At 31.8% G+C, this 12,974-nt stretch carries 15 protein-coding genes; 8 read left to right on the top strand and 7 right to left on the bottom strand.

Features of this window, described 5'->3' with window-relative positions; translation table 11 throughout:
• Positions 1–60: 60 nt before the first annotated feature.
• Positions 61–471: a DUF3139 domain-containing protein gene (locus tag AC3WQX_RS10130; RefSeq protein ID WP_030061380.1), complete on the bottom strand. Its 411-nt coding sequence runs from the start codon at positions 469–471 to the stop codon at positions 61–63.
• A gap of 118 nt (positions 472–589) precedes the next feature.
• On the opposite strand from AC3WQX_RS10130, the gene AC3WQX_RS10125 reads away from it, so the two are divergent.
• The 3 genes from AC3WQX_RS10125 (at position 590) to lip (ending at position 4,771) form a co-directional block, all read left to right on the top strand.
• Positions 590–1,339 (top strand): C40 family peptidase, encoded by a 750-nt coding sequence (locus AC3WQX_RS10125; RefSeq protein WP_049427071.1) that lies wholly within the window; start codon positions 590–592, stop codon positions 1,337–1,339.
• 477 nt (positions 1,340–1,816) lie between these two features.
• Positions 1,817–1,966 (top strand): hypothetical protein, encoded by a 150-nt coding sequence (locus AC3WQX_RS10120; protein WP_002454386.1) that lies wholly within the window; start codon positions 1,817–1,819, stop codon positions 1,964–1,966.
• Between the two features lie 501 nt (positions 1,967–2,467).
• A complete protein-coding gene (gene lip, locus AC3WQX_RS10115; protein WP_030061378.1) occupies positions 2,468–4,771 on the top strand; it encodes a YSIRK-targeted triacylglycerol lipase in 2,304 nt (767 codons plus the stop codon).
• An 87-nt stretch (positions 4,772–4,858) separates the two neighbouring features.
• Here lip and AC3WQX_RS10110 read toward each other — a convergent pair whose 3' ends face one another.
• From AC3WQX_RS10110 to AC3WQX_RS10090, 5 genes are all read right to left on the bottom strand, one after another.
• Positions 4,859–5,053 (bottom strand): VraH family peptide resistance protein, encoded by a 195-nt coding sequence (locus AC3WQX_RS10110; RefSeq protein WP_002434632.1) that lies wholly within the window; start codon positions 5,051–5,053, stop codon positions 4,859–4,861.
• A gap of 44 nt (positions 5,054–5,097) precedes the next feature.
• Positions 5,098–6,978 (bottom strand): ABC transporter permease, encoded by a 1,881-nt coding sequence (locus AC3WQX_RS10105; protein ID WP_049427066.1) that lies wholly within the window; start codon positions 6,976–6,978, stop codon positions 5,098–5,100.
• Positions 6,968–7,726 (bottom strand): ABC transporter ATP-binding protein, encoded by a 759-nt coding sequence (locus AC3WQX_RS10100; RefSeq protein WP_002454391.1) that lies wholly within the window; start codon positions 7,724–7,726, stop codon positions 6,968–6,970. Before AC3WQX_RS10100 ends, AC3WQX_RS10105 begins: the two co-directional genes overlap by 11 nt.
• A gap of 162 nt (positions 7,727–7,888) precedes the next feature.
• A complete protein-coding gene (locus tag AC3WQX_RS10095) occupies positions 7,889–8,287 on the bottom strand; it encodes a YxeA family protein (protein ID WP_049427063.1) in 399 nt (132 codons plus the stop codon).
• 13 nt (positions 8,288–8,300) lie between these two features.
• A complete protein-coding gene (locus AC3WQX_RS10090) occupies positions 8,301–8,702 on the bottom strand; it encodes a YxeA family protein (protein WP_023349952.1) in 402 nt (133 codons plus the stop codon).
• Between the two features lie 274 nt (positions 8,703–8,976).
• On the opposite strand from AC3WQX_RS10090, the gene AC3WQX_RS10085 reads away from it, so the two are divergent.
• From AC3WQX_RS10085 to lepB, 5 genes are all read left to right on the top strand, one after another.
• Positions 8,977–9,171, top strand: coding sequence for a hypothetical protein (locus AC3WQX_RS10085; protein WP_133063776.1), 195 nt, complete (start codon positions 8,977–8,979; stop codon positions 9,169–9,171).
• A gap of 217 nt (positions 9,172–9,388) precedes the next feature.
• A complete protein-coding gene (locus AC3WQX_RS10080) occupies positions 9,389–9,769 on the top strand; it encodes a hypothetical protein (RefSeq protein ID WP_030061370.1) in 381 nt (126 codons plus the stop codon).
• A 14-nt stretch (positions 9,770–9,783) separates the two neighbouring features.
• Positions 9,784–10,440 carry a hypothetical protein gene (locus tag AC3WQX_RS10075; RefSeq protein WP_023349949.1) on the top strand — a complete coding sequence of 219 codons (657 nt, stop codon included), beginning with the start codon at positions 9,784–9,786 and terminating at the stop codon, positions 10,438–10,440.
• A gap of 25 nt (positions 10,441–10,465) precedes the next feature.
• Positions 10,466–10,627: a VraH family peptide resistance protein gene (locus AC3WQX_RS10070; protein ID WP_002434595.1), complete on the top strand. Its 162-nt coding sequence runs from the start codon at positions 10,466–10,468 to the stop codon at positions 10,625–10,627.
• Between the two features lie 25 nt (positions 10,628–10,652).
• Positions 10,653–11,228, top strand: coding sequence for a signal peptidase I (gene lepB, locus AC3WQX_RS10065; protein ID WP_002454395.1), 576 nt, complete (start codon positions 10,653–10,655; stop codon positions 11,226–11,228).
• 77 nt (positions 11,229–11,305) lie between these two features.
• Here the strand turns inward: lepB and AC3WQX_RS10060 are convergent, their stop codons facing one another.
• Positions 11,306–12,664: an MFS transporter gene (locus tag AC3WQX_RS10060; protein ID WP_049427055.1), complete on the bottom strand. Its 1,359-nt coding sequence runs from the start codon at positions 12,662–12,664 to the stop codon at positions 11,306–11,308.
• Positions 12,665–12,974: the final 310 nt, after the last annotated feature.

The following is a 12,974-nucleotide window of genomic DNA, read 5'->3' as shown; positions in this document are numbered from 1 at the left end:
GTTATTAAAAAATTGATTTAATTGAAGTTACTTTATCTAATGATATTAGAGTAGGTCTTTTTATTTTAAATCATACTTTTCCTCAAAATGATGACGCTTTCTATATTCTCTGTATTTTTTATCATTATCAAAACGCTCTTGATATTTCATTTTTAACTCTGCATCTCCCGTTACTTTACCATCATCATTAACCTCATATTGATATGTATTATAGGGCTCATCTTTAAAAGTAACAACTACGTCACGTTCTCCAGTATTCAACGTGAAATTGGGTTTCTCTGTTTTAATTTTGTTTTCCCAACCTTTTTGCTTAAGTACACTGTGAACTTTTGCTTCGAGTTTATCTTCTTCATGTTTTTGATAATTTAAATAAATATGTTTACCTAAAGTGAAAATTAATATAGGGACAACAATTAAAGCAATAAGAATACTTATTGGAATAATATAATTTAATGTATATTCTTTTTTCATATTTAATCTCCTTAACTAAGTATTTTTATTCTGTTAATATTTTGTAAAATTTAAAGAAATAATACAATTATATGATATGTTTTTTAATGAAACACAGTCAAGTCATAGGAGGAAATCAATGAAAAAGTTAATAACTAGTTTATTATGTACTACAATATGTGGCACAGTTTTAACTACAGGAAGTATAGACGCTCAAGTTGAGAGCTCAACTAACTCTAATTCGTTGAAAGAACTTCAAGATGAAGGTGTTGTGTCTAAATCAATTACTGAAGAACAATGGAAGCAAATTCAAGCTAAAAATCGTGAAGAAGAAGCAAAGTTTGAGAGAACAGCTGAAGAACAATGGCAGAAACAACAAAAACAAGACCAAATAGATCGAGAAAATCGTAAAAGAAAAAAGAAATTTCATTTGAAAAAAGGTGACTATTTCATCACAAATGGTGTAAGCGCCAAAGGGCTCACAGGTCATGCTGCGATTTACGTAGGGAATGGATACATTAAAGAAGCTCGTGGATATGGAAAATCTACAAGGACAAAAAGCTTTCGAAAATGGAAATATAGTACTTTAAAAAAGAAAAAAGGACACCCCAAACATCGTTATATCAGTGTATATCGAGCATCAAAAAAATATAGAGGCAAAGCTAGAAACTATGCGAAATCTCATTTTAATCATGTGCCCTATAATATAACGCCGAATCCATATTCAAAAGGAGCTACATATTGTTCGAAACTTGTTTGGCAATCTTATTATTATGGTGCCGGACCATCCTCAGTTCGCCCTTTCTCTCAACCACAATTCATTATTTATCCATATGCTCTCCATCGGTATATCAAGTCAAAACCGGTTCGGATATATACAAGAGGTTAAAATGATTAAGGTATTAAATGTATAAAATATACGAAAGTACTACTCATAATACATCATTATATTAACTCATCGAAAAGAGAGTGGGACAGAAAACATAATTTGTCAAAATTATTTTCGTCGTCCCACCCCAACTTTCATTGTTTGTAGAATTTCTTCCTAAAGAAATTCTCTATGTTGGGGTCCCGCGACAAGGATGACTAGGATTGAAAGAAGCTTGATATAAGCGCACTTTCAATTCAGACATCTACTGCCAACATATTGAGTGAGGTTGAGACAATGAATTACGTCTCAGCTTCTTTTTTACTCAAAGAGACTATTTATTTTCATAAAGAAATATTTTTATGCAATTTATCTTAAAACAAATACTTATCAACAAGATAGATTTATGTGAAAAAGATTTTAAATAACTTCAAAAGAGAATCTTACTAATTTTTATGAGAAACATGTCCCACTTGTTTATTGCAGGTGGGTTTTATAATGAAATATATAATTGACTATTGTCAGAAAATTATTAAAGCACTCCTCAGTCTAAAAGCTAAAGACCGTGTTATTATAATAGCCACACATGATCAATTAATAGCAAAACAATGTGATGAAATAATAAATGTAGAAGATTATAGAGTTTAACATAGTGAAGCTGGAAAGTTGTTATTTAATTCAGACTTTCCAGTTCTTTATTTAGAGACGATGCAATAAGTAAGTGTAGTCAACGTAAGTGTTAAAACGATACTTAAAACAAAGGTAGTAATGATTCTTTCTTTAAGAGACACATGACGTAAACCCACGAAAACTGTGACACTAAAAAAGACTAAACTACTAATTAAATATAAAATAAAAGCTATCCATATAAATGTATTAGGGCTGTTTAGAAATTGTTGGTAACTCTCCATTAAAAATAACCTCACACATATTATTTAGTACTTAATATATCAAATTACAGGTAATCTATCGAATTATAATAATTATTTGTTAAATTGAAAATATAGAAGAAAGCAAAATATAAAAATGAAAATTTTAACAAAACTTTAATAAAAAAAGTTAAAAAATTTAAACGTTTGTATGTTAATTTAAAGATAGCAGTTATATTTTCAATCTTTATAAGGGAAAAAACTTATAGAGGTGATTATTTTGAAAAATTATAATGAAAAGAAAAGATTTAGTATTAGAAAGTACGCTGTCGGAGTCGTGTCTATTGTCACAGGTATAACGATTTTTATTGGGGGACAACAAGCACATGCCGCAGAAGAGACAAACCAACAAATTAATACACCTTCACATTCAAATGAAACAACTCAAACTGCTCAAAAGAATTTAAAAGAAAATGAATCACGGCCAAGTGAGTCTGAGTTATCATCTTCAAAAACTTCTCAACCACAGCAATCCGAATCAACGCAACATTCTCAACCTCAACAAACCGAATCAACTCAATCTACTCAAACACAACAAACGAATCCAACTCAACATCCTCAAGATAAAGAAAACTCTCAAAATCAATCATTAGAAAGCACGAAAGAAGCAACTAATCATAACGATACTCCAGACACATCAGAAGCGATTGATACTAAGAAGGAAGAATTAGATAATCAAGACGTCCTTCCGTCTAAAAAAACAAATAATAGTGAAAGAAAAGCTGATAACACTTCTACGCAAGACAACGCAACATCTACTGATAACAAGCAATATGAATCAGAAAGTAAACCAACAGAAACCAAATCAGAAAATGATAAAGTAACTCAAAGTAACTCAAGCGATAATCCTTCTGAATCTCAAGAATCAACTAAGTCGCAAGATCAACAAGACCCTCAAGATAAACCAGATTCACAGCACTCACAAAAATCTGAGGATAATTTATCAACTCGTGATACTACATACCCAAAAGAATCTAAACAAAATTCCTCATCTTCACAACCTCAAGAAACAACGCAAGAGTCTCGAAACAACAAAGACGAAACTGACAATGATAATCCTCAGTCTAAGGGTGCCCATCAATCATCACAAAATACTCAACTTCGATCTACTGAAAACAATGATGACCCGAAAGACTCAACTCAATTAAAATCTTCAAATAAAGAACAAGATACTCGGGAACAAAATAATGAAAAAGAAGTAGACCAACCAACTAAGAAAACTCCATCCATGAAACAAGAAAATAAAAATACTACGAAACAATCAGTTAAAACAGATAAAACAGAAAGACCGACTTCCACAGAACCAAAAACACTACAATCTCATCAACCGAACAAACTTTCTAAACAAACGCTACAAGCTCAATATAAAAATCAATATCCTGTCGTGTTCGTTCATGGTTTTGCTGGTTTAGTCGGTGAAGATGCGTTTACACTTTACCCAAATTATTGGGGTGGAGGTAAATATAATATTAAAAGTGAATTGACTAAACAAGGTTACCGTGTACATGAAGCAAATATTGGTGCATTTAGCAGTAACTATGATCGTGCGGTTGACTTGTACTACTACATTAAAGGCGGTCGCGTAGACTACGGTGCAGCTCATGCGGCTAAATATGGTCATCATCGTTATGGTAGAACATATGAAGGTATTATGCCGGATTGGGCACCTGGTAAAAAAATTCATTTAGTTGGTCATAGTATGGGTGGTCAAACGATTCGTTTGATGGAGCATTTCTTAAGAAATGGAAATCAAGAAGAAATAGACTATCAACGTCAACATGGTGGTACGGTATCAGATCTCTTCAAAGGTGGAAAAGATAATATGATATCAACTATCACTACTGTAGGAACACCACATAATGGTACGCCTGCTGCCGATAAATTAGGTACACGTAAAATTGTTAAAGATGCAATGAATCGTATAGGACGTCTAAGTGGTAGTAGATTGCTAGATTTAAATTTAGGCTTTTCTCAATGGGGCTTTAAACAAAAACCAAATGAAAGCTATATAGAATATGCTGAACGCGTTGCAAATAGTAGAATTTGGGATACTGAAGACCAAGCAATTAATGATTTAACAACTGCTGGTGCTGAAAAGTTAAATAAAATGACAAACTTAAACCCTAATATTGTATACACAACTTATACAGGTGCAGCTACGCATACTGGCCCTCTAGGATTTCAAATACCAGACGTAAGACAGTTATTCGCAATGGATATAACGAGTCGTATCATTGGTAGAGATAAAAATAAAAATGTAAGAGTGAATGACGGTCTAGTACCTGTATCATCGTCAATATATCCTACTGCTCAAGCATTCAAAAAAGTAGGCTTCTTGAACCCAGCTACAAGTAAAGGGGTTTGGCAAGTCAGACCTGTACAAAACGGTTGGGATCATGCAGATTTAATCGGCCTTGATCTCCCTGATTTCAAACGTACTGGTGCTGAATTAGGAAAATATTATTTAGGTATGATAAATAATATGATGAGAGTTGAGGAATTAGATGGTCTAACTAAAAAATAATAACTTCACATAGTAAAAACACCCTCAAAGGATGTGTCGAACTGTACTGACATCTCCAATGAGGGTGTTATTTTTTTTATGATTAAGTTATTGATCTTCTTTTTCTTCACGACGTTTTAAGAAATATGCGCCTCCTAATAGTCCAACAGGAATACCTGCGATAGGCGTAATAATATTACTTAAAACAAATACAATGACAACTAACATTAAGATATTGAACCAGTTAATAGTTAAATTTTTTAAATCCTCATATGATTGTTTGATTAAATCTTTAATTTTCATAATAAATACCATCCTTTTTTAATTAATTATTTGAAAAATCCTTTTTAAATTGAGCGCTTAATGACACGATTTGAGTGTATAAATGCTATAAGAGCAAAGATGAGGTAGATGACTGTGTAAACAATCATTACTAGGAATACAGGTACCATTGTTACATTGCCCATAACATGCATAAAGGCTAGTGCCGCAAATAACGCATGTAGTAGAGCTATAATTAAAGGTAATCCAAAGTTGAATAAAATCTTTAATAATAACCCTTTAGACATATCAGAATTAGTAAATCCGATTCGTCGTATGACTTTAAAATTATCGATTTCATCTTCAGTTTCATCCATTTGTTTAATGTAAATAATACATCCAGCTGCGATTAAGAACGCTAATCCTAAGAATGAAGTTACAAATATGAAAATACCATTTGTTGCGTCCACCACTTTTTTCAATTCATCTTTAGAAGTTACATTTGGATCAACTTTCGACGCGATACGTTCAGCTTTTTTCATATCGCTATGATGTTTAATATTAAATCCATAAACGTGCGCAGTATTTTTATCTGTTTTTAATGAGTTGTATACTTTAGGACTTACTTCTACTATAGGAGCTGCATATGATAATTCAGATGGATAAACTTTGGAATCGTCTTTATCTGTTACTTTTACAGTTGTTTTAGACTTACCTTTAACTGTGATACTTTGATTCATATTAAATTTCATCATTCCGATAGCGGTTTTAGTGTTTGTTAATCGAGCGTTACTACCTTTAAGATCTTTATTAACAATCATTGACGTATTCTGTGAGAAACCTTCAGAATCATCTTGTAATGTCATAACGTTATCTTTAACTGTTTTAGGATTAATTGACTCATAAGTATGTTTATCGTGTTTAATATTATTTTTATCTAATTGCTGTTCAAATTTATGCGCTTGCTTACCTTTTGAGAAGTCAAAGTCTTGTGGTGTTGATGATTCAATATTATAATCCGAATTTGCTTTAGTAATAGCTGTAAAACAAAGAATTGTAACAGTTAACGCTGAAATGATGGCGATGACTGTTAATGACATCGCATTTTTCTTCATTCTATGCATGATAGAAGATGTACACACCACATCTGTGATTGAAACACGACCATTCTTTGAACGTTTTATCGTTTTAAAAATGAGTGACACTGAACTTCTAAAGAATAAGTAAGCACCGACAATTGTTAAGAATAAAATAATGAATGGTGTAACTAATGCTATAGTAAGTGATTTAAATACACCAAACATTTCAGTTGCCATATAATACCCTAAAGCTATCATTAAGATACCTAGGATACCACCAATAATTTCAGGAACTGAAATACATGCTTTAGTTGCTTCAGATTGAGAACTATCTTTCATCATTGTTAAGATGCTTCTTCTTTTTAGGAAAAGGTAATTCTGAACAAGTATTAAAACAAAAGCAATGACTAACATTATGATAGTAATGATTAGTGCTTGGGGTTCAAATCCTATTGAAAGATGAACTTTTAACTTCATCAATTTAGAAGCAATGGCAAGTAAAAGTTGTGAACTGAAAATTCCAATGAGCACGCCTAAGATACCTGTAATTACAAATATCGCGAATTGCTCAATACTTAACATTCTAAGAATATTTCCTCTTGTGAGTCCGATAAGTTGGAATAATGCAAACTCTTTTGTACGTCTTTTAACGAATAAGTGGTTCGCGTACATTAAGAATATAATAATAATAATGAATAAAATTGATGCTCCGAAACTAGATCCTTTTTGAATTATTGCCATAGAAGTTGAATTATTAATACTGTGTGAATGCTTCAAAGTTGAGAAACTAAAATAAAGTACGATACTTAATAATAAAGAGAATAAGAACATGCCATAGTGTTTGATGTTCTGTCTTAAATTTTTAAGCGTAATTTGATTAAACGTCATGAGTGACACCACCTAATGCCGATTGCAATTTGATGATTTCTTGATAGAAGTCTTGTTTAGAGTCGTCTCCTTGATAAATTTCAGAATGAATATTACCATCCTTCAACATAATTACTCTCTCAGCAAAACTTGCTGCTGATGGGTCATGAGTAACCATAATAATCGTTGAATTAAATTGTTTATTCATATCTTCTAATCGATTAAGTAAATCTTGAGCACTTTTCGAATCTAGAGCACCCGTAGGCTCATCGGCAAAGATAATATTTGGTTTATGAACGAAAGCACGGGCGGCTGCCGTACGTTGTTGTTGTCCACCTGAAATTTCACTAGGATATTTATTTCCCAGGTCATTAATACCAAGAGCTTCTGTCACTTCTTTGTAATTCTGTTCCATTTCGTATTTTTGAATTTTTTGGACTGAAAGTGGAAGCATAATATTTTCTTTAACGGTTAAAGTAGGCAGTACACTATAATCTTGGAAGATGAATCCAAGTTGTTTTTTACGGAAATTTGCAAGCTTTTTATTACTTAGTTTGTTTATTTCATTACCATCGACTTCTACAGAACCTCCTGAGATAGTATCAATAGAACTAAGAACATTTAATAATGTAGTTTTACCTGAACCAGAAGGTCCCATGATTGCTACGAATTCTCCTTTTTCAACTGAAAAACTGATATCTTTAAGTGCTTGGTACTTTTGTTTGTCTCCATATACTTTTGATAATTTGTTAACTTTTAATATCGTCATCTTCTCACTCCTCAATGTGTTTATACTTAAATTGTAGAGAGAATCTATGGCTGTTGCCTTTATCTAACCTTACAAATTGCTTGTTGTAACTTACAGGTATGCAAGATTTAATTATCTTTATAAAAATAAAACCACGACCTTTTAAAAGATCATGGAAATAAATTAATTTAAATTTTTATTGGCGTCTTCAGGAATCTCTCTTTTTTTAACTTCTGAATAACTTAAAACTTGATCCTGTTTTGTTGTTAACTTGAGATAATGATTTGTTTTTAATTTCTTAGTTGCGGTATAGGTGATTTTCTTGCCATCACCTTTTTTATCATAACCAACAGTTTTATAAGTATAATTATAGAAGTCTGTTCCGAATTTTTCTTTTTTAACAGGTTTATCAGTTTTAACAAAATAATCTTCTTTAGGTATCATAAAATTATATTTATTTAAATCTCGTACTGTGGGGTCGTTTGGATGATGTTCACTATAAATTTTACCTACTAGCATGAGCGCACCAATTAGAAGAATAAAAACGCCTAGTGTAATTGATAGTTTCTTCAAAGCTTTCATAATCTTTCACCATTTATTTCTCTAATTTACTCATTGCTTTTTTAGGAATTTCATCTTTTTTAACTTCGTCATAGCTTCTCACTGTGTTTAATTTTTCTTTAATTTTTAAATAATGATTTGGTTTAAGTTTTTTCATTCCTGTGTATAAGATTTTTTTACTGTTGCCTTTATCATCATAACCAGTAGTCTTATAAACGTTATCAACATCTTCATATTGCTTAGGTTTATGTTTCATTGGTTTAGTCGTTTTCACATAATATTCTTTTGTTGGTTCTAAGGGGTTAGCCATATTTAAACTTTTAACATCTTTGTTATTTGGATGATGATCGCCATAAACTTTTAATCCGAAAAGTAATCCTACTAGTAATAAGATAATAACTACTACAGTAGTTAATGAAATTTTTAATGCTTTCATGAATAAACACTCCTTTGAATTGATTACAATTTCATTGTAGGAGCTTTATTGTAACGTTGCCTTTATCTAATCTTACAAATCAACGATTGAAACTTACACGGTTGAAAGGTTTATAAAATTTGATCCTTCTATGTGTAATTAAGAACGTTTTTAACCTTTAGAACTGTTTGATATGATTACATCAATTTAAAAGTTGAAACAATAGCCATACTTAATATATATTTCATAACTATAAGTGAGGTAAAAGTATGAAAATTTCATGGATTTGATGGTGGTGTCTACAATTTTTTGGGTAGTGGTGGCACTTATTTTACTAGTATTAGGTTTAATGAATGGCTTAAACAATGAAATGGAAGGATATAAATTTGCCTTTCTATTTATAGGAATATTTCTTGCGCCTTTGATTTGCCAATTGATTTGGCTAATTATCAATATTATAGTCATCAAAGATTTTAAAGAAAGTAAATAGATGTAATCAACTAGTGTTGGGAATTTTTAATGTTCATTCTCAACATTTTTTAATTATTTGGGATATTAAAAAATAATTTGTATTACATAATTAATTTATGAGATGATGCAGTTAAATAACATTGTAAATCATTGAATTTGGTTAAATCTTAATATGAATTTAAAAAACAATTGTTATAATTTTTATGAAACTTTAAAGACTATAAAGGAGTATGTTTATGAAAAGGTTAATACTATTAATTAGTTTGTTAAGTTTAGCATTTATCCTCACAGCTTGTGGGGGAACTGGAAAGCAGAAAGAACCTTCGAAGGAAAGTCAAAAATCAGATAAATATGAATACGTATATTATGAAGTACTAAATGATGGTGGAGAAGACACGCCTAATGTAGAGATTAAATATAAAGACAATAAAGGTAAATCACATTTAGAGAAAACAGATTTAAAACATGTTTATGAACATATTTTAAGTGATGGAAATAAAAAACCATACATAGTTAAAGATGGTAGTAAAATTCATGTCTATCGCCCACCTTACATGACATACGGCGATGATGATGTTGAAGGTAAAGCAGTTTCTAAAGATGAAGTATCTAAATAAGAAAAGGTGAGTTGATGAAAGGTAAAATATTAAAATTTATAAGTTTAATGATTATTATCACTACAGCCTCACTTGGTATGTTATCAACGGAATTAGACGCTGCAACATCAGGAGGGTCTAGTAGTTCTAGCTCAAGTAGTTCAAGTAGTAGTTCATCATCAAGTGCTTCCTCGTCAGCTGCAAGAGGCTCAACATCATCTAGTTCATCAATGAGTCGCTCAAGTGCAGCTAATGCGTCACGAGCTGCCCAACAATCAAGCCAACGTGCTGCGCAACAAGCAACTAGAACAAGTAGTATAGCTTCTAGTAGAAATGCTTCGAAGTATAAACAAGGTGCATATCACACTAAATCTCAACAAGCACGTTCAATGATGGCACCAAGACGACGATACAGCTCAGGTGCGCCATATACTTCACAATATATGGCGACGTCATACTATAATAATTGGTTGTATTTCTATATCATTGCCTCTCAAGAGAATCAGAGTAAGACAAGTAGTGTGAAGTACCAAATGAATATGTTAAAAAATCAAATGAAACCTCATGAAAAATTATACACTGTTACTATACAAACGAATAAAGGTAAACGCGTCATTGTTGTACCAAAGAAACAATACGATAAAATTAAAACCGGTAAGAATGTGAAAATTAAAAATGGTATAGTACAATAGTGAGCATTAAAGGAGAATTAAATCTTTGATAAAAAAATTTATTGAGAATGAACAAAAAAGTGGATATTTAGGTATCTTATGTACCTTAGTATTTGGTTTATTATTTAGTTCAATGTTCACACCATTTATTGGTATACCTGCAGCGTTAGGTGTTGGTTACCTTATCCACACAACTGAAGAAGAATAATTTAAAGAATCAAGGAGCCTAAACCATGAAAAAAGAGATATTAGAATGGATTATTGCAATTGCAGTAGCGCTTATCATTGTTGGATTAGTACAGAAATTCTTGTTTACTTCCTATACCGTCTCAGGTGAGTCTATGCATCCTACTTTTGAAGACAGGGATAGAGTGATGGTTAGCCGTATTTCTAAAACATTGAATCATATTAATTCTGGCGACGTAGTTATTTTTCATGCAACTAAAAAAGATGACTATATTAAACGTTTAATAGGTAAACCTGGAGATACTGTAGAGTACAAGAAAGACCAATTATATTTAAATAATAAGAAAGTGTCGGAACCATATTTAAATTATAATAAGAAACATAAAGTCGGAAAGTATTTAACTGAGAATTTTAAATCTAAAACAGTTAGAGGCGCTAATGGACATATGAAAATCCCTAAAAATAAATACTTAGTATTAGGGGATAATCGTCAAAATAGTGTTGATAGTCGTTACGATGTAGGATTAGTCGATAAAGATCAACTTGTTGGTAAAGTATTATTTAGATATTGGCCGTTAAATAAATGGAAAGGCGGATTTAATCCAGGTACTTTCCCTAATTAATAAAAAATTGCCTCTTAGCAATTTAGACTACCCTCAATTAAGGGAGGTCTAGCTAAGAGGCTTTCTTTATATAATATTTACTCGTCCTCTACATTCTTTCCAACAGCTTCCCATCTCAATGCAGTCGTGATAATTAGACCAACTAAAGGAACGATGGCTAAGATAAGCATCGTATTTGTTAATCCCACAGCTGCAAGTATAATCGGAAATACAAATGTACCGATAATACTTCCCGTACGACTTACTGATTCTACGAAACCAGTAGCTTGTGAGCGTAAATATGTTGGGAATGATAAAGCCGCAATCGTCTTACCTTGTGTACCAGGTCCACCAGAATGTCCAAATAAGAACAATGCGATCAAGAATGTATTGATAATCATTGGTAGACTATGATAGAACAAGCCCGTCATAACCATCGCGATTAACACAAGACTGAAACCAATCATTGTGAGTCGGCGTGTACCTACCTTATATGTCAGTTGCGATCCTACATAAGCACCAATAATACCTGCTATATTCACGATAGCTGTACCTAATAGCACGCCTAATTTATCTTTACTAATTATGTAAGTTGCAATTATTGGGATATATAATCCTACTCCATAGTACTGCATTCCCTGTAATGTTGAAATGGCTGTTGCTAGTACAATCCTTTTCAAATATTTAGGTTTAAATATTTCAGTGCCAGAAGACTTTGAAGATTTATTCTCGGAAAATGACTCCCCAGTACCTTCAAGTTTTAAATCCACATCATAATTATTTCGTACATACTCGGTAGCTTCTTTAAGAGAGTGGTGATTAATCATCCAAGTTGGGCTCTCTTTTAAATAATTAATACGTAAAATGTAGAGTACTAAAGCAATCAAAGCACCAAAGCCAACTGCGAATCTCCATAAGTGTTCACCTGTACCCATTAAAAAGAAGGCGATAACTACTAAAGCTGAGGCAACGATTGCTACATACCATACAACCTGCCAATAGTTAACATTACGACCTTTCTGCCATTTATTACTAATTTCAGCAATGAAAGTGAATGCAACAGGACTATCCATACCGATAGCGAAGCCCATAATGAAGCGGCAGATAAGTAAAATAGCTAAATGAGGAGCAAGTGCTGCGCCTAAAGAAGTGATTACAAGGATAAGTAATGAGACAGATAATATACGCTTACGCCCGAATTTATATGCAAGTGAACCCCCTAGTATGGCTCCAAAAAGTGCTCCAATAGGTAAGGAAGTCATAACCACTGAAAGCATTGTTGGAGATAGGTGGAATTCTTTCGTTAGCTGGTCTGTCATTGTACCTAAAATGGTAATGTCATACGCATCTAAAAAAATCGTGCCTAATATCATAAAAAGAAGAATTTTAGATGTATGTTTCTGGTCTGCATGGTCGATAATTCTAAATAAATCATTTTTATTTTTTACGATTTCCATATTATCATTCCCTTAAATTATTTGTCTTTTTAAGCGTAATTGAGTGTCATTAAATAACAATTAACTTGAGATTAAAATTTTATTAACATTACTAACATATTTATTTAATAATTGTGGATAACTTTATGGATAACTAAACCCAAACACCTGTATAGCAACATTTAGAGATAAACTTCAAGTTATCCACATCATATAATAACATGTTGATAATATCCAGAATTGTACGAAAAATCTATTTGTTTAGATTTAGAATTTAATTTTAAAAATATTCTTATCCCTTATTAAAGTCTATTATCTAAAGCATAATTGC

It is taken from the genome of Staphylococcus sp. FW104-15G4D (assembly GCF_058790135.1).
Note: the sequence above shows the minus strand (reverse complement) of the source record. Positions and strands in the feature narration are given on the sequence as shown.

Excerpts from the sequence above, each read along its gene's own strand:
- AC3WQX_RS10130 (WP_030061380.1), bottom strand. The coding sequence starts at position 471 with ATGAAAAAAGAATATACATTAAATTATATTATTCCAATAAGTATTCTT.
- AC3WQX_RS10125 (WP_049427071.1), top strand. The coding sequence starts at position 590 with ATGAAAAAGTTAATAACTAGTTTATTATGTACTACAATATGTGGCACA.
- AC3WQX_RS10120 (WP_002454386.1), top strand. The coding sequence starts at position 1,817 with ATGAAATATATAATTGACTATTGTCAGAAAATTATTAAAGCACTCCTC.
- AC3WQX_RS10110 (WP_002434632.1), bottom strand. The coding sequence starts at position 5,053 with ATGAAAATTAAAGATTTAATCAAACAATCATATGAGGATTTAAAAAAT.
- AC3WQX_RS10105 (WP_049427066.1), bottom strand. The coding sequence starts at position 6,978 with ATGACGTTTAATCAAATTACGCTTAAAAATTTAAGACAGAACATCAAA.
- AC3WQX_RS10100 (WP_002454391.1), bottom strand. The coding sequence starts at position 7,726 with ATGACGATATTAAAAGTTAACAAATTATCAAAAGTATATGGAGACAAA.
- AC3WQX_RS10095 (WP_049427063.1), bottom strand. The coding sequence starts at position 8,287 with ATGAAAGCTTTGAAGAAACTATCAATTACACTAGGCGTTTTTATTCTT.
- AC3WQX_RS10090 (WP_023349952.1), bottom strand. The coding sequence starts at position 8,702 with ATGAAAGCATTAAAAATTTCATTAACTACTGTAGTAGTTATTATCTTA.
- AC3WQX_RS10080 (WP_030061370.1), top strand. The coding sequence starts at position 9,389 with ATGAAAAGGTTAATACTATTAATTAGTTTGTTAAGTTTAGCATTTATC.
- AC3WQX_RS10075 (WP_023349949.1), top strand. The coding sequence starts at position 9,784 with ATGAAAGGTAAAATATTAAAATTTATAAGTTTAATGATTATTATCACT.
- lepB (WP_002454395.1), top strand. The coding sequence starts at position 10,653 with ATGAAAAAAGAGATATTAGAATGGATTATTGCAATTGCAGTAGCGCTT.
- AC3WQX_RS10060 (WP_049427055.1), bottom strand. The coding sequence starts at position 12,664 with ATGGAAATCGTAAAAAATAAAAATGATTTATTTAGAATTATCGACCAT.